Below are 26,632 nucleotides of genomic sequence, written 5' to 3'. Positions count from 1 at the left end.
ACGCGATTTCCCACCTGGCACTGCAGGCACTCTAATCACATCAGATCCACACTAACTCAACATCCTGATGCATATTCCGGGATAGTAGACAGATGGCGTGAGACGATTTCAGACAGGACATCAAATTTGACCGGTTTTCCCAGATAGTCACTGCAACCTGCGGCAATACATTTTTCTCGATCCGTAATCAGAGTATGCGCGGTAATCGCAATCACGGGGACCTGATGATTCTGACTCCTGAGAAACCGAGTCGCTTCGTAACCATCCATGACTGGCATCTGCATGTCCATCAGAATGAGATCATACGGCTTCCTCTGTCGCTCTGCCTGCTGAAATTTCTCAATCGCCTCTCTACCATTTGAAGCAGTCACCACATCCAACTTCATCTTGGTCAGCATATAACTGAAGAGTCTTAGAATCTCCTGTGTATCGTCAACCAGTAATACCCGGCCCTTTATATCTGCTGAATAATTTCCCTCATTGATCCCAGAACTATTTTGAGAAAGAGATTTTGTTTCATCAGATTCCGTCCTGATACCTGTCTGCTGAAACTCGGAGTTCTGATTTCCTATATTCAATGTAACCGAAAATACACTTCCCTGATTTAGCATTGACTGCACAGACAACTTTCCCCCCAGCAACTGGATCAGTTTTTGGCTCAACGTCAACCCCAGCCCCGTGCCACTATAAGGTCGCGATAAAGAACTGTCAGCCTGAGTGAAAGGATCAAATATATGCCTCAACTTTTCCTGTGAAATACCAATTCCGGTATCTGCAATATTGAACTGCAACAACCGCTCGAAATTCGACCGTGCAATGACTCTTACTTCAATACTAATGCTGCCGTGGTCTGTAAACTTGACTGCATTGCTCATCAGATTCTCCAGGACCTGTTTCAGTCTTGCTGGATCAGACTGAATTGAGGCAGGAATTGTCTCATGAATCCTGGTAAGCAGTCGCAGCCCCTTCTGAGCTGCCTTCGGTTGATAAGAGGCGATTAATTCCTGCAGTATTTTGAGATGAAAGCATTCTACTGTTCGGAGTTCGTACTGTCCTAATTCGATTTTTGAGATATCCAGAATATCGTTTATTACCTGCAGAAGATGGTCACCATTTCTCTGAATGATATCAATCAGTTCATGCTGCTCTGGTTGAGTGATTGATTCTTTTAAGACTTCTGAATATCCAATAATCGCTGTCATCGGGGTACGAATCTCATGACTCATATTCGACAGAAACTCACTCTTTGCCTGGTTGGTCTGTTCCGCCAGGTTGAGCGCTGACTTGACTTCAAATTCTTTTCGCTTCAGTTCCCGTCGGGTCTGCTTCAGTCGTTCCAGATATTCGGCCTGCTGGTTCTGATACCGAAATCGCTCAGAAATATCGCGGAAAACACCAATGAACTGAGCATCTTCGTTTGGCTCATCAAGTTGGTGGAGTGTCAGCTCATAAAGATTACTGGAATGGTCTTTGCGTTTGACCACAAGCTCGCAGGTAGCAGATTTTCCAGAGACCACACACTCTGAAATGCAATGCAGAAATGATTCTCGGGATGCTTCAGTCAGCAGATCACTTATATTCTTTCCAGAACTCTCCTCTGCGTTCCATCCCCAGGCTGATTCAATAGAAGGGCTCGCCATCAGAATCATTCCGTCTTCAGCGATTGCCACAACAATATCAATACAGAATTTCAGAATCTGCTCAGAGAAATGATTTCTACAATATTCTGTTTGTCTGGAACGCATATCTGGCCCTTATTTTTCGATAAAACTACAGCTCTCTACTTTTGGATTTACCCCTTTGTTCAAAACGATGTTGCTGAATCTTTCTGTATACGCACCGAAGAGATCACTCGATGCTCCAATTACCAGTAGATTTTTTATCGACTGGAAAGACCTCCTCAATTGATGGGGGAATCCCCCCATTCATGCTTCAATCATTCGGGATCAAGACTCTGAGGAGAAACAGGCAAAGTGCAGGCACTGAAACTCTGACTTGTAGATTCTCAGTACCGCCACTTCAGTCACAATTCCCTACACTCAGGTAGTCAGGGCACTGTCCAACAGTCTGCGACCGATTCAACGCTCGTACTTTCAACGTATGGTCAAGCAGAAAACTTATTAGTTTTACGGTGCACTGTGAAGGGAGAGTAAAGTCTGAAAATCAGCACCTATTGAGTAGAATCTGGTGTACCATTTTTTCGATACCCTGGAATGTCTTTAATCTTATAAAGAATGTGTACGATATCAGTGGTGCTGGAAACACCTAATTTATTGAGTACATTTGCTTTATGCTTTTCCATAGTTCGATAGCTAATCGACATGGAGTTCGCAATCTGCTTGCCTGAATGACCTTCTGCGATCAGATGAAAGACCTGTTTTTCCCGACGGGTGAGACCATTATACAGTTCCAGATATTGCATGCCGTTATCGGCCGTCTGCTGTGTACGCTGATTCCAGATTTCACGCGCTGTTTCTACTGCTTGAACACACTTATCTTTAGCAAATGGCTTTTCCAGATATTCACATGCCCCCTGCTTTACAGCTGAGACAGCTTTTTCAATATCTCCATACGCGCTCATCATGATCACAGGAAAATGAATCTGCCTCTTGTCCAGTAACTGCATTGCTTCGATACCAGATATTTCCGGCATGATCAAATCAATAAGCACACAACCCGGCGTTTCAAGATCGTTTGATTCCAGAAAAGCAAAAACACTGTTGAACGGTTTGACGGTGTAGCCGGAAGTCTGCAACAGATAGGCAATTGAATCTAAAACATCAGGATCATCGTCTATGATGTAAACAATAAATTCGGTCATTTGGCCCTCAAATGTACTGCAATCTTATACTTAATGATTTTGCTCCACTTTCAACGATAGCCAGAAATCATTGATACGATTTAAAGCAAATAATATTAGTTGAGGAAGCGTTTCCGCACATTCGTATCTTAATATCTTTTATTGATTCAATATTTATTATCAACAAACACAACAACGCTAACTACTTCTACGAAAGGCAGATAATCACTCAACCATTTTTTTAGATCAAGAAGTACTAATTGTCAGTAGGCGATCATTTGTATGAAATGATGGACACATACCAGTAGTGAAAACAGGTTGTATCCACTAAGAGGGGATTCAGTGGAACGGTAATGTAAGCTCAGTTCATAAATGGGGAATTAACTGTAAAATCTGTCCCAATTGACTGATTTGGTTGGTTCTTTATATTCTCAGGCTCTCTGTCATAGAACATCCATTCAAAATAACACCTGAGTTTTTCGTCGATATTGATCGAGTCATTTCTTGAACTCGACAAGGTCACCTCTGCCTACCTATTTTAAACTCGGCACAAGATATCAACAGTAGTTTAAGCACACCTATTCACCCCTTTCTACCCAAACTTAACGCATCATTCAATATTGAGGTGAAAGCAGTACATAAAATTGGGTAATATCCCCCATTTTTATTTTTTTTCGAGAAGGCGATACAAGATTATGTGAACTTCTTTCAAATCAGATCGCTATCGCAATTGATTCTCAAATTCACATCAGGACAAAACCATGAAAATATTGATTGTCGACGAAATCGGATTCATTCGTCAGAGTCTGAACCAGAAGCTGGGGCGTCATCAGTTCGAGACCGTCTCAGCTGAAAGCGGTGAAGAAGCACTCATGATTTTAAAGGCAGATTTCTCAATTGATGCAGTCCTGACAAGCCTGTTTCTACCGACTATGAATGCGCTGGATTTATACAAAGCAGCAGCCAAGATCGAACGTTTTAATGACGAAGGAGTGATTCCACCACTGAATTTTTATCTGATGGTGACCAAAGAACATGGCACATCGTCACCTAAAATGAAGCAATTAACACGTGAGGCTTTAGCACTGGGATTTAAAGATCTCCTGGTCAAACCCATCGACACCGACTTACTTGTGACGAAATTAAGAAGTTCCGTTGTTGTGGAAAGCGAACAGGTTAGTCCTGACCAGTCAATAGAAACACCTTACCAGGCCAATGACAACACTGAAATTGAGCATGGTTCTGGGCCCCTTAAAACAAAAAATCGAATCGATCAGCTCAAAGAAATGCAGAACAGCCTACATGCGCTCAAAAAAGAAATGTGTGAATCAATTGATTCTCTGCTGAATGAAGTCAGTCGAAACTCAAATCAATAATGACTACGCGTTCACCTGGTTACTGATTTCGCCGGATTACCGGTGGTTGACTGACAAGACTACGTAACACTTCTTTGACCTGCACTGCCTGCAGAGGGTTCATTTTCAGATAGCGATCACGCCCCTGCTTCGTTGGATGAAAACTCAGAAAACCGTCATCATCAACGGTTACTTTTCCCGGCTCAGACAGATCAAAATAACCGTCATCCGGACGAACGGCATACAATACACTCGTTAAATCCCAACTGGGTCGATCGTGTTCCGGTCCACTATGCAGCAGATACGCTTCCCGCACGATGTGATGTTCCACATAATTAAAATCCCGGGCAATACTCTCGCGCGGATATCTCACGGCAATGCCGATTTCAAAACCGCTCCAGACAACAGGCGTATTCTGAGGCCACTGGCGAACAAATCGCTGCATGGACTGAATGCCATTCCGCACATTAGCTTCCAGGAAATGAGCATTTCCATCAATGGGTTCAAATGCACCAGCCATCACCGAAACCAGTTTGACTTTTTTTCTGATCAATTCATGCCCCGACAGCGGACTGAACTCATCCGCTTTAGATTCCACCAGATCCGCCAGGTTTGCAGCTAAGCCGACCTGTATAATCACAATCGATCGATCGGCTGATGCCGCCAGCGTTTTCCGCAGCAGTTTTACCGCATCCGGCAGTTGATCATTCGAACGAACATCGTGTGGATAACGGCTCTGATCCCCCTGCATTTCATTAATGAGTTTCAGATAGCGGCTCTCTCGCTTCTGCGCATCACGAGTCACTCCGATGGGTATATCTCCCCGTCCGTAAAAGGTATTCGTGGCATCGGTGAAACGCCCCGTCAGTGGATTAATCTTGGAAATCGTCACCGCCAGTAAATCGCATTCTCCCCGATCTGCCAGCGTGTGTAACATTGCCAGCGCCAGTACATCATCAACATCTCCAGAGATATCCGTATCAAAGATCACCTGCACCGGCTCTGCTGCAGACAGCAACCGGGATGTCATTAACAGAAGAAAACAGATTCCAGCCAAGCGCTTCCTGAACATGAAATTCATCATCCTTTAAAATTTTACTGATTTTGAGATTCTGTGATCCATCATTTCTTTTTCAGTTGTTGTCGTGTCCGATTTTCCATGATCTTCTGTAATTTCCGTTGTTCAGCAGCCATTGCTGTATCAGACACATCTGCCGGTTTCACTTCACTGCGTTTCAGTTTTTCAGAACCCGGAATACGCCGCATTTTTAAACCGCGGTACCAGACAGGATCACCATGATCCTGTAAATACAGATTCGCGCCTCGATCAGACAGATTCCCTCCCCGGTTCGCCAGCAGTTCAACGTGCCAGGCATAGCGCGGATCGGTATAATCCAGATCAATCACTTTCTCACCGTTTAACCAGTGTTGAATGACCGTTCCCTGGCAGACAATGCGTCCCGTATTCCATTCTCCTACTGGTCGTGTTGCGTCGTGTGATGGAGGCAGGCAAAAATAGATCGAAGCCGCGCTGGTACGGGGATTCTGGCCATCCACATGTTTACTGTTATCCAATATCTGATATTCATACTGACCGGGACGATAATACACGCCGCTGTTACTTCCCTCAGCGACTTTCCATTCAAACTTCAATTCAAAATCATCGGGGACAGGCTCTGCTTCATAAACCAGACTCCCCCCTTTTCCCGAACGGGTCACTACATCATCCTCAACTTTCCAATTACCACTATGCTGCCAGCCTGTCAGATCCTTGCCATTAAACAGAAGCTTGAATCCCTGCTGCTTTTCCTGTTCAGTTAATTGATTTGGCTCAGAAGTGCAGCCGGTCTGATTGAACTGCAGTAGTACCAGACATCCGAGGCAGATGATCCCAATCTGCTTTTTCATAATTAGACCTCAATTTTTCTTATTCGAAGATTTAAAACTCGTTTCAGTCTGCAATCTGATTCAGCATCTCAAAGATCTGCTGATTGATTTTGCTGGAAGCATCAACTTCCAGATAGCTCCAACTCGATCTCCAGGTCTCGTACCCCTGCAAAATATGCTGCTCAGGAGTAGGTAGATAACCGTTATAGCCATTTGCCAATGCAATAACAAAGGTCGGTTTAAGCGGACTTTTCTGCTTGATCTCCAGCCCGATTTCCGCAAAGACTTCACAGGGTATTGCTACGATTCCCAATTCATCGATCCGCAGTGCCTGCAGCTTGATATTAACGGTATCGGGTCCCTGTTCGATATTGACTGTTTCCCTGGCATACACTTCATTGGTGTTTAAACGGTCGGGATCTTTGGCGGCGGCCAGCAGTTTTTTCGCATATACCAGTTCTTCCCGATCAGGTTTTCGAATCCCCAGATCCAGAGTCCGTTCCTGAATCACAATTTCTGCAGTACGGCGATACTTCAGATCTTTCACTGCTTTGTAAGTTTTGTCCGCGATCACGGAAGCCACTGCAATCACACGCTCAAAAGCCGCCGCCCGCGGACGCGGCTCTTTGAAATTATAGTTATTGATGTCTCCGCTCGTGCCATTCGACATGATGCCCACAAAGGTATCATCTCCCCCCAGCCGTTTTTTGATCTGCCTGGCAAATTCCCCAAAATAATCGGCGGACAGCTGGTTCGCTGGAATTCCTCCCACATAGTGCAGCGAATAATTTGCCAGCAAGGCTAATGGTTTTCCTGCAGTCGTCTGCACCGAGAGAAAAGAGATCGCGGGATCAATGGGACCGGCAGGCTTGATGAGTATTTCGCTACCGCGCGGTGGATTCATCCTAACTTTGTCCGTCATCTTCCCGAACGGGTTTAGCGGGATGTTCCCCTCTTTCACATACCACCTCCGATTATTCACTTCAGCAGGCTCCTGGGTCACTCCCCAGGCGATTTGTGCCGGTTGCAGGCAGGCATGGGCATTGATAATCGACTGAGCGATTCCTTCGGTCAGGAACTGAACATATTCCGGACTGGGGCGACATTGTGCCAGGGGAACAGAGGTAGGCGCTGTATGCGTATGGGTGGCTGATGTCAGCATGTGACTCACAGGGATACCGGTCTTGAGAGAGGCCTGCTGCTTGGCGGCATCAAAGATCTCACGTGAAATCAGGCAGATGTCACAAACAACAAAGGCCACAGTGGTATCTCCACTATTCAACACCAGAGCCCGGGCATGGAGTGGATCATGTGCAGACTGTGCCTGACGATCCTGAAAGCTGCCCGTCATCGAAACGGGAAAACTGCGCGGTGTGATATTAAATTTTGCCGCTCCCGCCTGTAAAGAATCCGGAGCAGCATTTGATGTCAGTGGAGAAACGAAAATAAATAGTATTAACCAGATCGAAAAACGAAGCATCATTCTTTCTCCAGTAAGCAGTTCACGGTTTATTTTTCAGGTTGAGGCGTTGCAGACTGCTTTACATCAGTCCTCCAGGCAGTCAGCGCAGACTGCATTCTCTGAACGCGTTGTGGCTGAGCGTCCGCCAGATTTTTTGTTTCTGATAAATCCTGACTGAGATCGTATAATTCGATCGGTTCCTTACGTGTCTGATTCATGATCAGTTTCCAGGGCCCCTGTCTCACTGCAGATTTACCATTGTATTCCCAGAAGATCTGGCGAGTCGGTAAAGGCATCTGTTTGTTTAATAGAGAAACCAGACTGACTCCATCCAGTTTGTGCCCCTCAGGGACTTTTGCATTTGCCAGTTCCAGGATGGTCGGCATCAGATCGATACTGATGACAGTTTCCTCACAAACGGTTCCAGGTACAATCTGACCAGGCCAGCAGGCAATCGCCGGTACACGATGTCCCCCTTCCCAGAGACTCCCTTTGAAACCACGCAATTCACCGTTCGATCCATTCTGATTGGCACCATTATCGGACAGAAAGAAAATGAATGTCTGATCCGTCAGGTTCAGTTCTTTTAAAACTGTGACCAGCTTACCAATACCTTTATCCATTTCCGTATTCATCTCGCGGTAGGCGTTCGCGATATCTTTTCGTTTGGCGGATTTGATATCCCCCACCCCTTCTTTCCGTATTGGCTGATCCTCAGGCCCCTGGTAGGGATAATGTACTGCCTCATGCGCGATGTAGACAAAAAACGGTTTCTCTCGCTGCTGACGAATATATTCCACAGCATAGTCGTTGATCAAATGCGTTACGTACCCCTGTTCTTCACGGTTCAGCTCCGCATTGTGCCACCAGTCGAATACCCCCGTACCATCCAGGTGAGCAAAGTAGTCCACATTCCCACTCACATAGCCCACAAACTGCTGAAACCCGCGAAAGGTCGGGTTGTATTGTCTTTGATACCCCAGATGCCATTTACCAAACATACCTGTCTGATAGCCCGCATCCTGCAGACATTGCGCCAGCGTGATTTCATTTTTCTGGAGACCGTGATGGCGGTTCTTCTTCGGATCGGCATAGACCACTCCATCGATGCCCGCTCGCTGCTGATAGCGACCAGTCAGCAAGCCAGCCCGGGTAGGACTGCAGACGGCCCCACTGGAATGAAAATCGGTAAACTTCATCCCATTGGCAGCCAGGCGATCCAGATGGGGAGTTTTGCAATTCTCACTCCCGTAACAGCTCAGATCTCCATAACCTAAATCATCAGCCATAATCAACACAATGTTCGGTTTTGAAATCGTGTCTGCTGCTGATAAAAATGCAGGCAGGAATAAATACACCGAGAGAGCAATCATCAGAGTTCTTATCACGGAGCGGCCTCGTACGCAGAAGAAATCGATGCGATGCTGTAATAGTTCCACATCAGTTCGATTAAAGAAATCGTATCACTTCACCATCACTCAATTAGACCGCAGGCGGTGATACAAATCAATCATAACCACGCAGTGTGCTCAAATTGAAGATCCTGATTCCGCGTACTTTCACGCGAACAGTTCATGCATAATCCGTCCATGGGGGACCAGCATGGTCGGGCGTCCGGTATTGGTAAAGTATTCCATAAACGGATCAATTCCCAGGCTGTGATAAATGGTCGCGGCGATATCGTCGGGTTTGATCTCGGTATTCTCATCCGGCGCATCTCCTGCCCTGGTTGTCCCCCCGATAAACTGCCCCGGTTTGATCCCGGCTCCCGTCATCAGGCACCAATTGACGCGCGGATAATGATCGCGACCCGCGTTGACATTGATTTTTGGCGTGCGTCCGAACTCGCCCATAATCACTACCAGGGTACGATCCAGCAGTCCTTTCTGTTTCAGCATTTCCAGGCCCGCTGTCATCCCACCATCCAGTGCCGGCAGCAGACGCCGATGACCGGCAAAGTTTTCCGTATGCGTATCCCAGCCATCATAGGTCACTGTCACGAAGGGCACGCCATATTCGATCAGGCGACATCCCAGAAAGACTGACTGATTGAATTCATCGGGGGTAAACAGATCGCGTATCGGTTTGCTTTCCTGTTCGACATCGAAGGCGGCCCGTGCCCGCTTGGAAGTGATCATGTTATAAGCCTGTGAACCAAACTGATCCAAAGCTTCCAGTAACTGGCTTTCGGTCGCTTCTCCTTTGAAACGCCGGTTCAGTTTATCGAGCAGCTGCTGTCGCTGGTTGACTTTTTCCAGCGTGAGACCTTCAGGCAGGGATATCCCGCGTACCTGAAACGGCTGTCCCGGTCGAGGCACAGTATTGGTTTTGAAAGGTGCATAAGCATCCCCCATATAGCCGGCATTCCATTCGGTTTTAGGAATCGCCACATACCCCGGCAGATCTGGTTTGCTCGCAACTTCTTTACTGACCACTGATCCCAGTGAGGGATAAATCAATGCGGGTACAGGTCGATTCCCTGTCGAGATCCAGGACTGTCCCTGGGGATGGGCGCCCGCTGAATGCGAGATGCCGCGAATCAGAGTAAATTGATCTGCTGTTGCAGCATACTTAGGCAGATGTTCGCAGACATTGAAGCCGGAAAGACACGTCTGGATCGACTTGAACTCTCCCTGTGTCTCGGTCGGTGCCTCCGGTTTCATATCCAGCGTATCCAGATGCGAAACCCCTCCCGCCAGATTCAGAAACAGAACGGCATCTGCTTTTGATTTCTTCGGAGCCGCCGACTCAGCATTGGCTGCAGCTAATTTCAGGAACCCGGGTAACGATAATCCGAGACCGCTCAGAAAGCCAATTTGTAATGCACTGCGTCTGCTGATTTCGTATTGATTCATCATCATTGCTCTTTCCGGGAACGGTCCATTCCCGTCATTGATTGAATGGCTCAATGGTTGGTAATAAATTCCTGAGTATTCAGTAAGACCCACATCAGATCATGCAGACCTTCCTGAATATCTTTCGTTTTCTGCAAATGCTGCAGGCTCTCGTTCAGTTCCTGTTTTTCCGGATAGCGGGAAAGCGTGCGCAGGTACGCTTCGGTCACCAGCTTTTCCTGTTCTGACTGTGGGACAGATTTATTTTTCAATTCGGTCAGCCAACTGTCTGCGCGAGTAAGATGGCCCAGCATTTCTGCATCATTTCGCACATAAAGGGATTGCAGCAACGTCGGTTCATCCTGGCGTTCACAATCACAGTTCGTAGTTCGTAACGGCTTTCCAAAAACGAGCAGCGAAAAATCAATCGCACGCGCCTGATAGGAAAGCGGATGCTGAGTAATTTTACGACGGTCTGTTTGTGTCGACAGTTTTACAAGCTGTTTCTCGCTGGCAGTCGCCTGTAGAATCGCATCAATGGCAACTTCCGCAGGCAAACGTCTGAGAATCGCGTGACTGAAATTACGTGTATCCTTGCGATTCGTCGGATGCGGTCGCCAGCTGAGTTGATACGTGCGACTGCTGGTAATGGTCCGATGCAGCCACTTCATATCATAGCCACTCTCTATGAACCCTTTCACGAGGTAATCCAGCAGAGCCTTATTACTCGGGGGATTCGCCTGGTTCAGATCGTCAGGCGGATTGATGATGCCCACATTGAAATAATGAGCCCAGATCCGGTTCACAAACGCTTTGGCAAAATAATGATTCGGTTCGTTCAACATCCACTGCATCAGGAGCTCTCGAGGATCGCTGCTCTCACTGATATCAATTTCCTCTCCCCCCAGCAGTTTGGCGACCTGTTTTTCTGTTTTAGCAGGCTCTATATAGACTTCACGCCAGGGGATCGAGCGTCCTTCCGCGGCGATCCGTAAATAACTCTGTCTGCGCAACGCGGCCGTATTCAACTTTACGGGAACTCCCAGCATATTCCGCGTCTGCTCATGCAGGATGGCGGCATCTGGAGGCACCCCAAATTTGACTCGGGTAAAGAATTCCGTAAAGAGTTCGAAATCCTGTTTGGACCATTCATCGAAGGGATGCTTATGGCATTGCGCACAATCCAGTCGCATTCCCAGGAAAGTATAACCGAAAGCCAGCGCTTTATCTGAAGGGACCGACATGTTATCCCGTGCCCAGTAGTGAGGCATGGTATTATTGAGGGCAGTGAAATCAGCCCGATCTTTGATACTGGTAAATTCACTCTGCTGCGCCATGAATTCTTCAAAGGTCTGCCCCGGCAGTCGGCTGGTTCCCAGGATGATCCCCGAGACGATTTTATCCCAGCCGACATTTTCTTCCACGCGCCTCTGAATCCAGGCATTCCACTGACCGGCAACAGGTTGTGCCATCTCGGTCGCGCCGAGGTAGCCCGCATTGCTTCCTGTCAAGTCGGAAAGCTTCATACTCCACCAGGCCACATAAGCGGGGCGAGTAAGCAGTTCCTCGATTTTTTGCGCCCGTTTTTCCGTAGATGAATCTTTGAGAAACTCACGAATTTCATCAGGCGCAGGCAGCGTCCCCGTCATATCCAGGCTGACGCGTCTTAGAAATTCTTCGTCCGTGCACAACGCTGAGGGTTGAATTCCCAGTTTGCGCAACTTGTTGACAACATGCTCATCGATTTCCGTTGGCGTCGGAACATCGGGATACTGACTGTTCTCATACTTTTTAACCGGCAGAATCACCTGAGTTGAAAAAATACCATTGTCATAATAAGAGATGACATACGTATCTCCCGCTCCTTTGGAACTGATCGTCCCCTCCGGCGTGACTTCCGCCACACTGTCATCTTTGGATTCAAAACGCGTCAGACAGGTGACATCCTCACGGGTTCCATCCGACCAGACAGCGATGGCTTTCAGCGGGACGGATTCCCCCTTCTCAGAAAACACCACCTGCTGCGGCGTCACTTCCAGACAAACAAATCGAGGCGAAGTTTTGCCAACTGTCTGCGCGCCGGCTTTGATCCATTCCCGTAACAGACTCTGCTCCCAGCCACCGGGCGGCAGCCGCAATCCCCCTTCGTGCTCGTCCTCCGACGTCGGCTTATTTAAGATTAGACTCTGTTCCGGATGCGCTTTATCAATCCGCTTCAACAGGTTATCGTGATCGAGTTTGAAATCGTAACCAAACATCGACAGCTGAAAACCACCTCGCCCCTGAAACGAACCGTGACAGTTTCGGCTGTTACACCCCAGGCGGCCCAGCAACGGGATGACATGCTGCTGGAAATCAGGTGTAATCTTTTCACCAGCTGCAATTCGCTCCTGAATCGGTGGTAGAACTGGTTTTAATTGAATGGAATCTGACTCAGTAAATAATGCAGGAGTCGTCAATGCATCAGACTTCGCCTCTGAAAAGACGTTCGTTTTTTCCAGTTTGCTCTTTACCTGTTGAAGCGCGGACACAGACAGGTTCGTAAAGTTTAACTCCAGCCCTTTCAGTTGAGTCAGCCCTATTAATGCTTCCACCGCAGCGGGTTCTAATTTCGTCCGATTTAATGACAGGTACTCAAGGCTCTCTAAAGAGTTGAGTGATGACAGCTGAGATCCGGTAATTTTCGTCCGCGTCAGATAGAGCACTTTCAGATTTTTGAGTGACGCCAGCGTATTCAATCCGGCATCGCTGACATCTGTTCCGGACAGAAACAGAACTTCCAGATTTTCCAGATCAGCCAGCGCCTGTAGTCCCTGGTCGGTAATATTCAGATTCCGTAAGGAAAGCACTTTGAGTTGCTTCAGGGAAGACAGCTGCTGCAAGCCAGCATCAGTGACTTTTGTATCGTCCAGATAGAGTCGCTCCAGTTTGTTGAGCTTCTGCAGACAACTCATTCCTGCATCACCGACCGCTGACTCGGAGAGCATCAGGGTATCGAGATTGGTCAGTTCGCGAATATGCTGGAGTGCTTCATCGCCAATCTGAGGACAGACCAGCGCCAGATAGTCGAGTTGCGGGAACTGTTCCAGATGGACCAGCGCTTCGAGAGTCACATGTGGCTTGCTTAATCGAACGAGACGAACGCTGCCATCTTTATTCGTCTGCAGGTTGGTCCAGTACCGCCGCAATCCTTCCACAGCCAGCTGCTCGGGAGTTTTAGCTGCAATGGGCGCATCTCTCTCCGCTGCATCTACCTGCTGCGTGAAAAACAACAACAGCCAGGCCAGGATGAACCACCGTCGGACCTGCATCTCTCACCTCTTCGAAAATCAATTCCAACAGGTAAATGATCGAGCCAATCACATAAACACACCTTAATACGTCAAGACTGACTAAGCAATGTTAATTAAATGACTTGTTGGCTGATTTCAGAGATTTTGGCAAGTCTATGAGGGGATGCGGAACTGTTTATTGTGCTGTCCAACCCCCGTCTATGGTCCAGCAGGCCCCCGTAATGGACTTCGCCTGGTCAGAGCAGAGATAAGAGACCATCGCAGCGACTTCTGCAGGCTCAATCATCTTTCCGGTGGCAGACGCTTTCAGAAATACTTCACTTTCGACCTGTTCAATGCTGATCCCGAGCGTCTCCGACTGGGCAGCGATCTGCTGTTCGACCAGCGGCGTCCTCACATAAGCAGGACAGATCACATTCGCTGTGATCTGAAACGGCCCCCCTTCCAGAGCCGTCGATTTTGTCAGCCCGACCAGACCGTGTTTCGCTGCGATATAACCGGCTTTGTTGAGCGACGCCACCTGAGAATGTATCGACCCCAGATTAATGATGCGTCCCCATCCCTGCTGCTTCATCTTCGGAAGGACATATTTTGTTAACAGAAATGGCGCAGTCAGCATGACCTTGAGCATGTTATCCCATACGGTTTCTGGAAAGTCTTCCAACGGTGATACATGCTGGAACCCCGCATTATTGACCAGGATGTCAATCACACCGAATTCCTTCAGTGTCTGTTCAACCAGTAATTGACACTCAGCCTGTTGCGAGAGGTCTGTGGGAATGTATCGTGTCTGCTGATCGGCGGCACTCAGACGCTTGAGGTATTCCGGTTCCTTCCGGTCGGCTATCACCACATGACACCCCTCGCGGAACAGGGTCTGCGCAATTTCAGCTCCGATACCACTCGCGGCTCCAGTAATCAAGGCGGTTCGAGATGTCGCCATCAGTGTTCCTCACGTAAGATCTGTTGTATACGAGCCAGTTTCTCATCTCTCCAGGCAGCCCATTCACTGGGACTTTTCTGTTTCAGATACACTTGAGTTCCCGAGACGGCCTTCTCTTTCGCCGATTCTGGAATGCTCGTCCAGTGTTCCATATCTTGCCAGTATGCTTCAAAAGAAGCTCCGATGGTATCGATGAATTTCTGATAGCCGCCTGCACCGCCGCCTAGTTCATAGATCATATGCTGACCCATCAATGCCCAGCGCAGCCCCGGCCCCTGGCAGAGTGCCGCATCGATGTCTTCCACACTGGCGACTCCTGCATCCAGCAACGCCAGAGATTCCCTCCAGACCGCCGCCGCCAGTCGATTGGCAATGTGCCCGGGTACTTCCCTGTTTAACACGACGGGATGTTTTCCCAGTCCCAGAAAAAATGCTTTGACAGTTTCCATCGTTTCAGCTGCAGTCTGATCGCCGGGAACCAGTTCCACCAGCGGAATCAGATGCGGCGGATTGAAGGGATGCGCGATCAAAGCCCGACCGGGATGTTGCATAACGGCCTGCATTCGCGTCATCAGCAGCCCCGAAGAGCTGCTCCCCAGAATTGCTGTTTTCGGGGCATACTGTTCAAACTGACGGTAAACGTCTGCTTTGATATCATAATCTTCGATGACTGATTCCTGCACATATTCCACATCAGTCAGCAGGTCCGCCAGCGAATCGACGACGTTCAGTCTCTCCTCTGCCGTTGTGGCCTCTTCACGCGAAAGCAGTTCCAGATCTGCCAGACGTTTCAGATTTTGGATCGACTGTTCCCGCGCCTGTTCTTTGACCGATTCATTCACATCATAAATGCGGACGTTCAAACCCTGCGCTGCAAAAAAAGTCGCCCAGCTGGCTCCGATCAGCCCCGCTCCCAGAATTCCGATTTCCTGCATCTGTCGATTACTTTCTTTCAATGCCTGAATGACTCACGCCGCTTCGAACAGCATGGCAATCCCCATACCGCCTCCGATACACAGTGAAGCAATCCCCTGTTGTGTTTCCCGTTTTTGCATTTCGTGCAATAAGCTCACAGCGATGCGTGCCCCACTGGCTCCCAGGGGATGCCCCAGGGCAATGGCTCCTCCATTCACATTCACTCGCTCTTGATCCCAACTCAAGGTTTTACCAACGGCCAGTGTTTGTGCCGCAAATGCTTCGTTTACTTCCAGCAACCCAATATCATTCAGTTTCATTTTTTCTGCCTTCAACAAAGCCTCCACTGCGTGAGCAGGTCCCATGCCCATATACTGTGGATCCAGCCCCACATTGGAAAATGCACGAATCCACGCCAACGGTTTCAGCTTATTTTCTGTGACAAAACTCTCGTCAGCAATCAGCAGTGTTGCGGCGCCATCATTGATTCCAGAGGAATTTGCAGCAGTGACTGTACCTTCCGGTTTAAAAGCAGGTCGCAGGCAGGAGATCGTTTCATAACTGGTCTCTTTTCGCGGATATTCATCCTGGGAAATCACCATTGTTTCTTTTTTCCTGTTGGTCACAGAAACACTCACGATCTCCTTCTCAAATTTTCCGGCTTCAATCGCTGTCTGACATCGTTCCTGGCTCTGTACTGCGTAACGATCCTGGGCTTCACGGGAAATGTCATACTTCTCGGAAAGATTTTCAGCAGTGATCCCCATGTGACAGTCGTAAAAGGCATCCCACAACGCATCATGAATCATGGAATCCACCAGTTGCTGGTTTCCCATCTTGAAACCACTGCGTGCTCCCTGCAGCAGGTAGGGTGCATTGCTCATACTTTCCATACCCCCTGCGAGCACCACACGCGCATTGCCACACAGAATCGACTGGACTCCCAATGCGACTGACTTCAATCCCGAACCACACACCATATTCACGGTGGTAGCAGGCACACTAAACGGCATCCCCGAGTTGAGGGCCACCTGCCGGGCCGGGTTCATACCACAGCCTGCAGTAAAGACCTGCCCCAGAAATACCTCATCGACCTGAGAGGCACTGAGCTGCCCTCGTTTTAATGTTTCTTTGGCCGCAATCGTACCCAGTTTGACTGCGGAGAGATCTTTAAACACGCCATTAAACGAACCGATGGGAGTGCGGGTGGCACTAAGCACGGCAACTCTTGTCTGTTTCTGCTGACTCATATTTTCTCACTCTAATAGAGATCACGTAATGTTCGCCGCATCACTTTGTTGGACGCAGTACGCGGCAGTTGTTCAATTTCCCGAACGGCATGGATTTTGAAAAGTGGATTAAGCTGACTGCGAATAATCTGTTGCATCTGCTGTTGCAGCTCTGTTGCCACAAATGGAACTCCCTTTTGCATCACCACAAAGATAACTAACTGGCTAGGACCTCCTCCAGGAGGGGCGACCGCAATTGCAGCGACTTCCCTGACTCCTCCAGCCTGCGTCAACAGCTCTTCAATCTGTACGGAACTGACTTTGATCCCCCCCAGATTCATCGCATCATCGACTCGACCATGGGCGCGAAAATATCCCCCCGACAACGCTTCAATCTGATCACCATGCCGGCGGAGAACCTGTCCGTCTGGCCCAGGAGTGATATCCGCAAAATAAACCGCATGATGATCCCGGTTGATCAATCGCGTCGAGAGTCCAATTACGGGAGGGACAAAGAACACTTCGCCGTTTGTCGTATCTTCTCCCGATTCACTCAATAACAGCCATTCAAAACCGAGTGCCGGACAGGAAAACAGACCGGGCACGCCTGGCTTCAGAACAGTCCCGGTGATATAGCCGCCTCCGGTTTCCGTTCCGCCACAATATTCAATCACTGGGCGGTAGCCGGCGCGTGACATCAGCCACAACATGTCTTCAGGATTGGAACACTCACCGGTGGAGCTGAAGACCTTGATGTGTGACCAGTCCAGCCCAGCAGTTGCATCCTGACTTCGCCAGGCGGAAACGATACTCGGTACCAGTCCCAGCATGGTGACGCCTGCATTCTGGACGAACTCACAAAACCGGCGACTGGTGGGTACGGCATCCGACAGAGCAATCGTGGCATCATTGATCAACGAGGCATACACCAGCCAGGGTCCCATCATCCAGCCCAGATTAGTCGGCCAGCAGACGATATCCCCCACGTGAATATCATGATGCAGATATCCATCCCCTGCAGATTTGATCGGCGTTGTCTGGTCCCAGGAAATCCCTTTGGGACTGCCTGTTGTTCCCGAAGAAAAGAGAATCGTCGACTCATCATGAGGCAAACGAGGCACACAGCTCAGTTCTGAATTATCAGACAGAAATTCCGACCACCGCTGGTCATCTTTGCGGAGCGATATTGCCAGCGATTCTGATTCCGGAATCACAACAGCCGGTAAATCATCCAGCGATGCCAGTTTTTCAAATAGAGGAAGATGACGACCATTCCGCGTGATCACATCCTGAATGAAGATCAGCCGGGGTGCTGTTATTTTCAGACGGACCTGCATTTCTTCTGCAGAAAAACTGTCTGCAATCGTCACAACCACACAGCCGGCGGCAATGATTCCCAGAAAAATCGCCACCGATTCCGGCGTCATCGGCATCATCACGGCGACCCGTTCCCCTGGTTTGATACCTGCTTCTGTTAAACCGTTCGCAACCCGGGCCGTTAATACTCGCAGCTCCCGATAGCTGATTCGCTGTACTTCATCAGTACCACGCTGAAACAGGATCGCCGTTTCTTCGGACTTCTCCCGCAGACAGGACTCGACGATATTCAATGTCGCGCCCCTGAGCCATTCAACCTGCTCGACTCCAGCATTCAAATCCATGATTTGTTGCGGTGGTTCTCTAAATTGAATTTTCAGAGAGTCAATTAACTTTGTTGTAAATGAGTCCCGGTTCGTAATCGACCAGTGATAGAGCGAATCAAAATCGTCCAGATTCAAATCGGACGCCCATGTCGCGAGGTGAGAATCCTTCAGCTCCCGCTCCCCAGGAAACCAGGCCGGAGCTGGTTTTCCGTTGGCAAGTCGTTCCTGAAGTACCCGCTGGTACAATAACTGATGAACGCTGAACGGAATCTCCGGAGTTAAAACTTCAGCGATCAGAAAACGCCAGAGTTCCTCATCCGACCGGATGGGGGTCTGTCTCAGTAAATCAACCAGCTGGTTTGCTGCCTCGGCTGGTAGACCACAGTCGATGAGCGCTGCTGTGGGAATCTCCATGGATCGTTCCATTATCAATCGGGGGTCTCAGGTCTGCATGAAGATTTAAACTCTAACCGTTCCTGATTCAAATCGCCAGTTCAGGCTTGCCCTGCGTAAACCCAACAGCCAAAATGAGTTGGTCGCCATCTACGAATTTCCATTTAACCTCGTGTAATGACTTCCATTCCGTCTGGCAAATGCGAAAATACAATAGACACCGTAATTGAATGACAGGTGAAACTGGCTTGTCGTTCCAACATGCGCCCCACGGTTGACGTATTACGTAATGACCTGTTTTACAGACAAATCGAAAGAGAAAGAGGTTTTATGTCTGTCTGGAATATTAAATCCGCTGTTGTCACCGTTTGTTTCAAGTCCTGCATCTTCAGCCTGTTCAGTTTGAGTCTGCTTACATCGTCAGATCTCTCATCCGTATATGGGGAAACTCCTGCCAAACCCGAGACAGCAGCAGTCAAAACAAAATCAGAACCCGATTCTGCCAGCGGAAAACGCATGCTGGAGGCGATCAAATATCTCGCATCTGATGAACTGGAAGGGCGCGGTGTCGACACTCAGGGTATCAATCTGGCAGCCGATTATATCGCCAAAGAGTTTCAGCAGGCAGGTTTGAACGTCAAGGTCATCGAAGAGGGTGCTTTCCAGAAATTCACAATCAATACCGGCAGTAAACTGGGACCGGTCAACCAACTGGAACTGACAGGGCCTGACGGAAATACCATTCCCCTGAAATACGATCAGGAGTTTCGGGCTTGCTCTTTCGGAGGCTCCGGAAAATTCGATGCAGAACTGGTATTCTGCGGTTACGGCATTGATGCCGCCGATCTGAAATACAATGATTACGCTGATCTGGACGTCAAAGATAAAGTTGTAATCATCATGCGACGGACTCCTCAACAGGGAGATAAAAAAAGTCCGTTCGCCGGCGCGCATGGAATTTCCCGCTATGCTGCTTTGCGTTATAAGGTCAGCACGGCTTTTGGCAAAGGGGCCAAAGCGATTCTGTTCGTGAATGACCCCAATTCGATTGAAGAAAATAAAAAGGAAGCGAAAGAACTCGAACAGGATGCCATAGAAGAATTGATCACTGCGACAGATACATGGTCGAAAGCGAAGGATCAGAAACAGGAAGAAGCAGAACGCGAACTCAAAAAAGCGTTACATTATATCCAACAGGCACGACAGGTTCTGAAAGATGCGAAATTCGACAAACTGATGGAGTTTGGTTACGCCGGCAGTGGAGACGGTCGCTCCATACCAATTGCGCATATTTCAATTGATGCCTGTAACCAGTTGTTTAAAGCAGCTGGAAAGCCCACACTGCAGGAACTGGAGCAGAATATTGACAAAGACCTGAAGCCGGAAAGTTTCGCCCTGACAGAGTGGAAAGCAAAGGGTGAGATCTCTGTCGAACAGATTCGTACAGAAATCAAAAATGTGATTGGCGTCCTGGAGGGGAAAGGCCCCCACGCTGACGAAACTATTGTGATTGGTGCCCACTACGATCATGTGGGTTATGGCGGTGAAGGTTCGCTGGCTCCCGGTTCGACCGATGTCCATAACGGAGCCGATGATAATGCATCGGGAACCGTCGCCCTCATTGAACTGGCACGCAAACTGGCAGCCCGTAAAACACCGTTGCCGCGTCGAATTGTCTTTATCGCCTTCACAGGTGAAGAACGTGGTTTGATCGGTTCCGCGCATTATGTGAAGAACCCGGTTTTCGATATCAAGAATACGGTTGCCATGCTGAATATGGATATGGTAGGCCGACTTACCGATGATAAGCTTACCGTATTTGGGACGGGAACGGCGCCGCGCTGGGAAAAACTGGTCGAAGAAACTGCGAAAGCATACGATTTGAAACTGTCACTCAAACCAGAGGGTTTTGGCCCCAGTGATCACAGTTCCTTTTATGGGAAACAGATTCCCGTGCTCCATTTATTTACCGGAACACACAGCGACTATCATCGTCCTTCCGATGACTGGGACAAAATCAATATTCCCGGCATGCAGCGCGTGGTCGGCTTTCTCGAAGAAATTGCGGTTGCGACTGCTGAGAACCCGAAACGGCCTGAGTACGTGAAAATCGAACGCCCGGCTACAACCATGCGTTCCCGAAATCGGCCTTACTTCGGCAGTATCCCTGATTTTGGTGGCGAGGGCCCCGGCTATCATATTTCCGGTGCCTCTCCCGGCAGCCCTGCCGATAAAGCGGGACTGAAAGCTGGCGACTCCATCATCAAAATGGGGAAAACTAAAATTGACGGACTCGATGACTTTGATCTGGCACTCCGCATGTTCTCCCCCGGTGAAGAGGTTGAAGTGACCGTCATGCGTGAAGGAAAGCGGGTTAAACTGACCGTCAAGCTGGGCAAACCCAAATAAATCAGCAACTATTTGCGTGTATAAACCAGTGAAACGCTGCCTGTATAGTCGCTCTTCTTACGACCGGCGTTGGGGAACGAGTTATAAACCTGCAGCAGTCCCATGCGCAGATTCCAGCGGTCTTTATTATCAAGTTTGAATAACAGTCCGGTTTCGGTAGTCACACGCAGAATTTGTGCGACATCCAGACTGGGAGTCCAGGTCTGCTTGTGTTCCAGTTTGACATGATCGGAAAGCGGCCACTTGAATTCAAGCTCCGCAAACATATCGAACGTGGTTCGTTTTAATGTGGGGCTGTTATAAATTTCGCGCGTTCCACCAGGACCAATACGAATTATCAGTCGTTTATCATCTTCATTGATGAACCGATATCCCAAACCAGAGGAAATGGTTCCACGCCAGTCCAGATTTTCAAATTCATCATACGTATTTTTATTCGTGAAGAAGATGATCCAGTTAGAGGTACGTGCAATATCTAAAGTGGCATTTCCATACCAGCGATTGGCATCACGCACTCCATTCGCTTGCCCCCAGCGACCACCGATTTCAAACTCGAACAGGTTATCATTATCAGATTTTTCGAGATTCAAACCGGTTGTGACATAACTGCGATCAGTATTTCCCGCCAGATACGTCCCCCCCAGTTCGAACTGTTTCGTCCAGATTTCGACATATTCCCAACATTGTTCCGAATACTCTGTGATTTGTCCGAACGGCGATTCGTCATCAAACTCATCATTCAAATCAGGTGCCACTCCCAGTGGTTGTGGTACAGGAACCTGATTGATCATTGAAGGTAATGGGGGCAACTCTGCGTTATCATTACTGACCAGGAGTTGATCTCCCTCACCAGTAGAGGTATCGGCCCCTTGATACTCCAGACGATCTACGTTCTCCAGTAAAATGGACTGCACCTGTCCATCCGACTGTCGAAACAAAATGTTTCCATTCTCAAAGCCAATGCTTTCACCAGAGAAAAACTCGCCGCTCTTCAGATAAAGTGTTTCCACCTCACTGGCATCAGCTGAATACACAACGCCCGTAAGCCCCCACAGACACACAAGAGGTATCAAAAGGAACCTTAAGAGTTTTTCAGATTGAATAAAGCGGGTAGAACAACCCATTAACCTAACCATCCGTGGCTGTACAACTGAGTTGTGGGATTCAGGATATGATGTGGAGCGTATTGAGATAGAACGGGGAGAGGGGGACCGGATTCTAGTAAGGTTCTGGATTCACTGCAATGCGTTTTTATGACAATCCCGTGCATGAATGGGTGTAGTTTTCTTCACCCGAAACCAGACAGTCAAATCCTCTTAACCCACTATTAAGCAGACACTTATATAACTTTCGATTGAAATCAGCTTTGTATTTTTTTCTGATCCCGAACCATCGTAACGATCAGAGGGAATACAGCAATTCTGACTGTTTTGGTCGCCTGAATCAGAACTGGTAACTTCCCTGATCGGTATAACCGGATCTTTTCACTGTCTGGAACTCCTTCTGTATCTCATCTCTCCGGCTTCGCTGTCTCAAACTCAGCAAAAAAGCAGGCAACATCCTGAGTACTTCAGACCGCGCCTGATTTTGCGTGCTAAAGTTTTTTTGATTGCAGTTTGTTCCGGGCCAGCAGCAGCGGACTTACTGACCAGTCAACACAGCAAATCAAAACATTTAGCAATACATGGGCTGTTCCAGCCCGGTTGGTGACATGATTGTTGCCTGTCGTGAGGGGGAAAGATTGAATTATGGGATTCTTGAAACGATTTTTGAAGACGACTTATCGTGATAATGCCGCTGGCAAAGCGCGCAGCAGTTTCGAAAGTCTCTCAGAAGACCAGTTGGAAACACATTTGAGAATTGCCAAATATGGCAACTTCACTCTGACAGATGCAATCCGCCCTTCATACGATCTGGAAGTCGTACCACAGGCCGGATATCGTCACGATGTCTATACTGACAAAGAAACCGGAATTAAAATCCCTGTCCTGATGGCATCCGCTTCCCGGGAAATTCTGTTTGACCTCTTTATTGATCTGCTCGATCCACTGGGACACGAAGTCGATGTCGTTCTGGAAACCAGCCACGATGGTTCTAACAATCAGCACCAGGACCTGTATCGCGAACACATGGATCTGCCCGTTCTGAAAAGTACACTCTACGATTATGAAGATCTGCTTCTGAACGATGGCTGTGCCGGAATCGCTGTTCTGAACCCCCAGATTCCTCTGGAAGTTCAATTCGACGAACATAAACTGCTCATCATGTACGGTCAGGGAATCGAACAGTTCGAACAGACTCTGGACGAATATGGTATTCCGCATATCAATGACCTGAAATTCATCACGGAAGCAGAACATGTGCACTCATCCAGCGATGAATCCATTGAAGAGCTGGAACAGTTGAAGTATCGTCTGGGAATCGATTTCGAATAAGCTGATTCGATCTGGATCCCTGCTCACTTCTAAGATCTCATCATTTATAGATCCGTTTGATAACCGGTGTCGCCTGCCCTTCGATCAGTTGAACCTCCTGATCAATGGCAACCCCTTCAAATACCTGCTTCAGACCTGATGGCCAGTTGACTTCGAGCTGCACATCAGCTTTACTCTCCCCGGTTCCAAAAGTCAGAACCCGTTGATTCCGAGCCTGATAACCATCACCGGCTGTCAGTTGGCGTACGAGCGTCTCCCCTTTGATCTTCAGACGCACTGTCGTACCAATAGCATCGCGGCTGGATCTGGTCCCCGTCAGTATAACAACGAGCCGATGACCGTGTGGTTCGGTTGTATTTTTCAGCAGAGCCAGTGGTTGATCCAGACTGGTCAGGACTGCTTCTTCCCGGCCATCTCGATTCCAGTCAACACGAGCCAGTCCCCTTCCCAGCCTCTTCTTCTGAAAAAATGCACCTATCCCGGGTGTCTGTAGTTCCTGAAATACACCTTTTCCCCGATTCCACATCAACTGAGGCTGCATCTGCCAGGGTATCTCGTCGGCTGACAGATCTTCGACATGCCCGTTGACGATCAGCAGATCCAGCAGGCTATCCAGGTCAGCATCCAGAAACTGGGTTCCAAATCCGAGTTGATAGAGCGTCGAATCGGACAGATTCGCAGCCTGCGTATTATCGATGAATGAGTCCGGCGAGACCTGACGATACAGAGTATTCGTTTCCCGATAATAGTTGGTGACATAAATATCGAGCAGGCCATCTGCATCAGCGTCACCCGCTGCAACTCCCATACAGGCTTCGGTTCGCCCCTGTGCATTGAAAGCCAGTCCTGACAACAGAGCCTCTTCCTGAAACGTTGGCTTTCGCATCCCCTGATTGACCATAAAAAAATTGGCCACTGCATCATTGGCGATAAACAGATCGGGAAAGCCCTTCCCCTTCAGATCTGCTGCAATGATCCCCAGCCCCTTTCCTTCTGCAACCTGGATCCCGGAAGACGAAGTAATATTTTCGAACCGGCTGTCATTCATATTTTCGAATAACTGATCCTGTGCCGCGGGAAAGTTTAATGGCATACAGGACCGCTCTGAACCATCGGCCGTTCGACAGACGCGATCAAAAACATCCTCTCCTGTGAGATAGTTGACGGCGTAGATCTCCGGTGCGCCATCGCTGTTTAAATCAGCCATCAGACAACTGGTAGTCCAGTCTTTCTCTGAACCTTTTGCCTGATCTGATTCCGTATAAGTTCCATCTCCATTATTCAGATACAGTCGATTGAAACCGATGTTTCCCACATAGATATCATCGAAACCGTCATTATTCAGATCTCCAATCGTGACTCCCTGACTGAATCGGTTTTCAAGGATTCCCGTTGAACCGGTTACGTCACGAAATGTTCCATCTCCCTGATTTTCAAACAGCCGATCAAAAAATTGCTTCTGCCGATCATTTACAGGCCAGGGTGCTCCCTGTGTCAGATAGATATCAGGCCAGCCATCCGCGTTAAAATCCAGAATACCCACTCCCCCTCCAGTGAATTCATACATTTTATGAGCGGAAGCCGGCCAGTCATGACCGTTAAAATATTGAAAGGAAATTCCCGCGGCTGCTGCAACTTCCTCAAACGAGATGGAAGTGACTGCAGCCTCTTCATCGCGCTGACTTACCGGTCCTGTCATTTTCCCCTCTGAAACCGGATTCGGTACCGTGAGTTCTAATTGCGCGACAGGATTCCTGTCGGCAAGCATTCTGGTCAGTTCCAATTCGGACAGTTCGGGTTTAAACTCACGCGCCATCACCTGTGCCCACTCCAGTTGAGGATCAAGCAGCAGTGAAGCCCGGCTCCAGCCATAGGCTTCCCAGAGTAAACCCAGTTCTTTTGCCAGCGCGACTAACTGCGGCGCAACCTGAAGATCTTTATCGCTATACAGCACTTTGACGAGCCCTTCATAGCTCTGCAACTTCTGTGTGTAATCCAACAGTTTCTCAGCGTTCTGGTTGCCGGACTGTTTCAATAACTGTCCCAGTTGATAACTGGCTGTCGAATTCGTCGCATTCCGTTTGAGCGCTTCTGCAAAACAATGAATGGCGCGGTCTCCCTCCCCCCGTTTCTGATACCATTGCCCCTCGAGACTCCAGATATCGGGATGTTCTCGAACATGATCTGACAACGACTCCTGCCATTCTTTGAAACGGGGTTCGTCGTCATTCTGTAACAGAATCTGCCCCAGTAATACCTGTGCCTGACTCAGTTCTGGTTGTGTCGAAACCAGATTCGATAATCGTTTTTCCGCGGCTGCATATTCCTGGCGGTCCATTTCCAGCCGCGCTTCAACAAGTTGGACCAGCGGATCTTCCGGTGCCACAGCTGAATACTCTGTAATCAGTTGTGGGTTCTCCAGAGATCGATCACTCATTGCCAGCAGATACAGAATCAGGGGATCAATGCGTCCCTGCTTCAGCAGTTTGAGCCTGACTGGAACCGCCTCCCAGGAACGCGCGGTCAGCCCGTAAAGATAAGACAATCTTTCAAGAACGTCTGGATCATCGGGAAACGACTGCTGTGCCCGTAAGAATTCATCTTGTGCTTTTGACAGCTGTTTCAATTGAAACAGGTAGAGTTCTCCCGAACGGATTCTGGCTTTTAATGCCTCCCGGCTGCCATTATCGGGCACATGTTCATAATAGTGAATGGCTTCTACTGGATCACGTTCTTTAATCGCAATCTCAGCCCCCAGCATGGCTGCCGGAACTTGATGAGAAGGAGAATCGAGCAGTTGATTCAGATACTGTTTCGCTTCTTCGTTTTTCTCCATGCGAAATGCATGAGAGGCCCGTTGCAAAACCACGTCGGGATCCGTCTCCAGCACTCCAGAAAAATAAACCCCCAATCCCACAGTCAGCAGTATCACACTGATCCAGATCGCACGCACCACAGTATTGATACTTTCACTCGACAAAAGAAGAATTTTAGTCTGAGCAGGACGAAACGGAACGACTTAACAGAAAATGTA

At 48.6% G+C, this 26,632-nt stretch carries 17 protein-coding genes; 3 read left to right on the top strand and 14 right to left on the bottom strand.

Going from position 1 to position 26,632, the window contains the following annotated elements:
* Window positions 1-56 precede the first annotated feature (56 nt).
* Complete coding sequence (locus ACN0YN_RS00140) at window positions 57-1,745, bottom strand: response regulator (protein WP_417382939.1); 1,689 nt, start codon at window positions 1,743-1,745, stop codon at window positions 57-59.
* Between the two features lie 425 nt (window positions 1,746-2,170).
* On the bottom strand, window positions 2,171-2,821 hold the full coding sequence (locus tag ACN0YN_RS00135; RefSeq protein WP_417382938.1) for a response regulator transcription factor: 651 nt from the start codon (window positions 2,819-2,821) through the stop codon (window positions 2,171-2,173).
* Window positions 2,822-3,561: 740 nt separating this feature from the next.
* Between ACN0YN_RS00135 and ACN0YN_RS00130 the strand changes: the two genes are divergently transcribed.
* Window positions 3,562-4,176: a response regulator gene (locus tag ACN0YN_RS00130; RefSeq protein ID WP_417382937.1), complete on the top strand. Its 615-nt coding sequence runs from the start codon at window positions 3,562-3,564 to the stop codon at window positions 4,174-4,176.
* A 19-nt stretch (window positions 4,177-4,195) separates the two neighbouring features.
* On the opposite strand, the gene ACN0YN_RS00125 is transcribed toward ACN0YN_RS00130, so the two are convergent.
* From ACN0YN_RS00125 to ACN0YN_RS00080, 10 genes are all read right to left on the bottom strand, one after another.
* Window positions 4,196-5,227, bottom strand: a complete 1,032-nt coding sequence (locus tag ACN0YN_RS00125; protein ID WP_417382936.1) for a nucleoside hydrolase — start codon at window positions 5,225-5,227, stop codon at window positions 4,196-4,198.
* Window positions 5,228-5,277: 50 nt separating this feature from the next.
* Complete coding sequence (locus ACN0YN_RS00120; protein WP_417382935.1) at window positions 5,278-6,063, bottom strand: 3-keto-disaccharide hydrolase; 786 nt, start codon at window positions 6,061-6,063, stop codon at window positions 5,278-5,280.
* Between the two features lie 43 nt (window positions 6,064-6,106).
* On the bottom strand, window positions 6,107-7,525 hold the full coding sequence (locus ACN0YN_RS00115; RefSeq protein ID WP_417382934.1) for a neutral/alkaline non-lysosomal ceramidase N-terminal domain-containing protein: 1,419 nt from the start codon (window positions 7,523-7,525) through the stop codon (window positions 6,107-6,109).
* Window positions 7,526-7,551: 26 nt separating this feature from the next.
* Window positions 7,552-8,877 (bottom strand): sulfatase-like hydrolase/transferase, encoded by a 1,326-nt coding sequence (locus ACN0YN_RS00110; RefSeq protein WP_417382933.1) that lies wholly within the window; start codon window positions 8,875-8,877, stop codon window positions 7,552-7,554.
* A gap of 186 nt (window positions 8,878-9,063) precedes the next feature.
* Window positions 9,064-10,365 carry a DUF1501 domain-containing protein gene (locus ACN0YN_RS00105; RefSeq protein ID WP_417382932.1) on the bottom strand — a complete coding sequence of 434 codons (1,302 nt, stop codon included), beginning with the start codon at window positions 10,363-10,365 and terminating at the stop codon, window positions 9,064-9,066.
* Between the two features lie 44 nt (window positions 10,366-10,409).
* The gene (locus tag ACN0YN_RS00100; RefSeq protein WP_417382931.1) at window positions 10,410-13,649 is read right to left on the bottom strand and encodes a DUF1549 domain-containing protein; all 3,240 of its coding nucleotides are present in this window, start codon (window positions 13,647-13,649) and stop codon (window positions 10,410-10,412) included.
* A 157-nt stretch (window positions 13,650-13,806) separates the two neighbouring features.
* Entirely contained in the window at window positions 13,807-14,574 is a 768-nt protein-coding gene (locus tag ACN0YN_RS00095) for a 3-hydroxybutyrate dehydrogenase (protein ID WP_417382930.1), read from the bottom strand.
* Entirely contained in the window at window positions 14,574-15,509 is a 936-nt protein-coding gene (locus ACN0YN_RS00090) for a 3-hydroxyacyl-CoA dehydrogenase family protein (protein WP_417382929.1), read from the bottom strand. Before ACN0YN_RS00090 ends, ACN0YN_RS00095 begins: the two co-directional genes overlap by 1 nt.
* A 33-nt stretch (window positions 15,510-15,542) precedes the next feature.
* Window positions 15,543-16,739, bottom strand: a complete 1,197-nt coding sequence (locus ACN0YN_RS00085; protein ID WP_417382928.1) for an acetyl-CoA C-acetyltransferase — start codon at window positions 16,737-16,739, stop codon at window positions 15,543-15,545.
* A gap of 11 nt (window positions 16,740-16,750) precedes the next feature.
* The gene (locus ACN0YN_RS00080) at window positions 16,751-18,775 is read right to left on the bottom strand and encodes an AMP-binding protein (RefSeq protein ID WP_417382927.1); all 2,025 of its coding nucleotides are present in this window, start codon (window positions 18,773-18,775) and stop codon (window positions 16,751-16,753) included.
* Window positions 18,776-19,084: 309 nt separating this feature from the next.
* On the opposite strand from ACN0YN_RS00080, the gene ACN0YN_RS00075 reads away from it, so the two are divergent.
* Complete coding sequence (locus ACN0YN_RS00075) at window positions 19,085-21,163, top strand: M20/M25/M40 family metallo-hydrolase (RefSeq protein ID WP_417382926.1); 2,079 nt, start codon at window positions 19,085-19,087, stop codon at window positions 21,161-21,163.
* A gap of 8 nt (window positions 21,164-21,171) precedes the next feature.
* Here the strand turns inward: ACN0YN_RS00075 and ACN0YN_RS00070 are convergent, their stop codons facing one another.
* Window positions 21,172-22,236: a DUF481 domain-containing protein gene (locus ACN0YN_RS00070; protein WP_417382925.1), complete on the bottom strand. Its 1,065-nt coding sequence runs from the start codon at window positions 22,234-22,236 to the stop codon at window positions 21,172-21,174.
* A gap of 675 nt (window positions 22,237-22,911) precedes the next feature.
* Here ACN0YN_RS00070 and ACN0YN_RS00065 point away from each other — a divergent pair.
* Window positions 22,912-23,598 carry a hypothetical protein gene (locus ACN0YN_RS00065; protein WP_417382924.1) on the top strand — a complete coding sequence of 229 codons (687 nt, stop codon included), beginning with the start codon at window positions 22,912-22,914 and terminating at the stop codon, window positions 23,596-23,598.
* A gap of 40 nt (window positions 23,599-23,638) precedes the next feature.
* Here the strand turns inward: ACN0YN_RS00065 and ACN0YN_RS00060 are convergent, their stop codons facing one another.
* Window positions 23,639-26,578, bottom strand: a complete 2,940-nt coding sequence (locus tag ACN0YN_RS00060) for an FG-GAP-like repeat-containing protein (protein WP_417382923.1) — start codon at window positions 26,576-26,578, stop codon at window positions 23,639-23,641.
* Window positions 26,579-26,632: the final 54 nt, after the last annotated feature.

The sequence above is a fragment of the Gimesia sp. genome (assembly GCF_048260065.1).
GTDB lineage: Bacteria > Planctomycetota > Planctomycetia > Planctomycetales > Planctomycetaceae > Gimesia.
The sequence above is the reverse complement of the archived record's forward strand: the minus strand, read 5'-3'. Positions and strand labels throughout refer to the sequence as shown.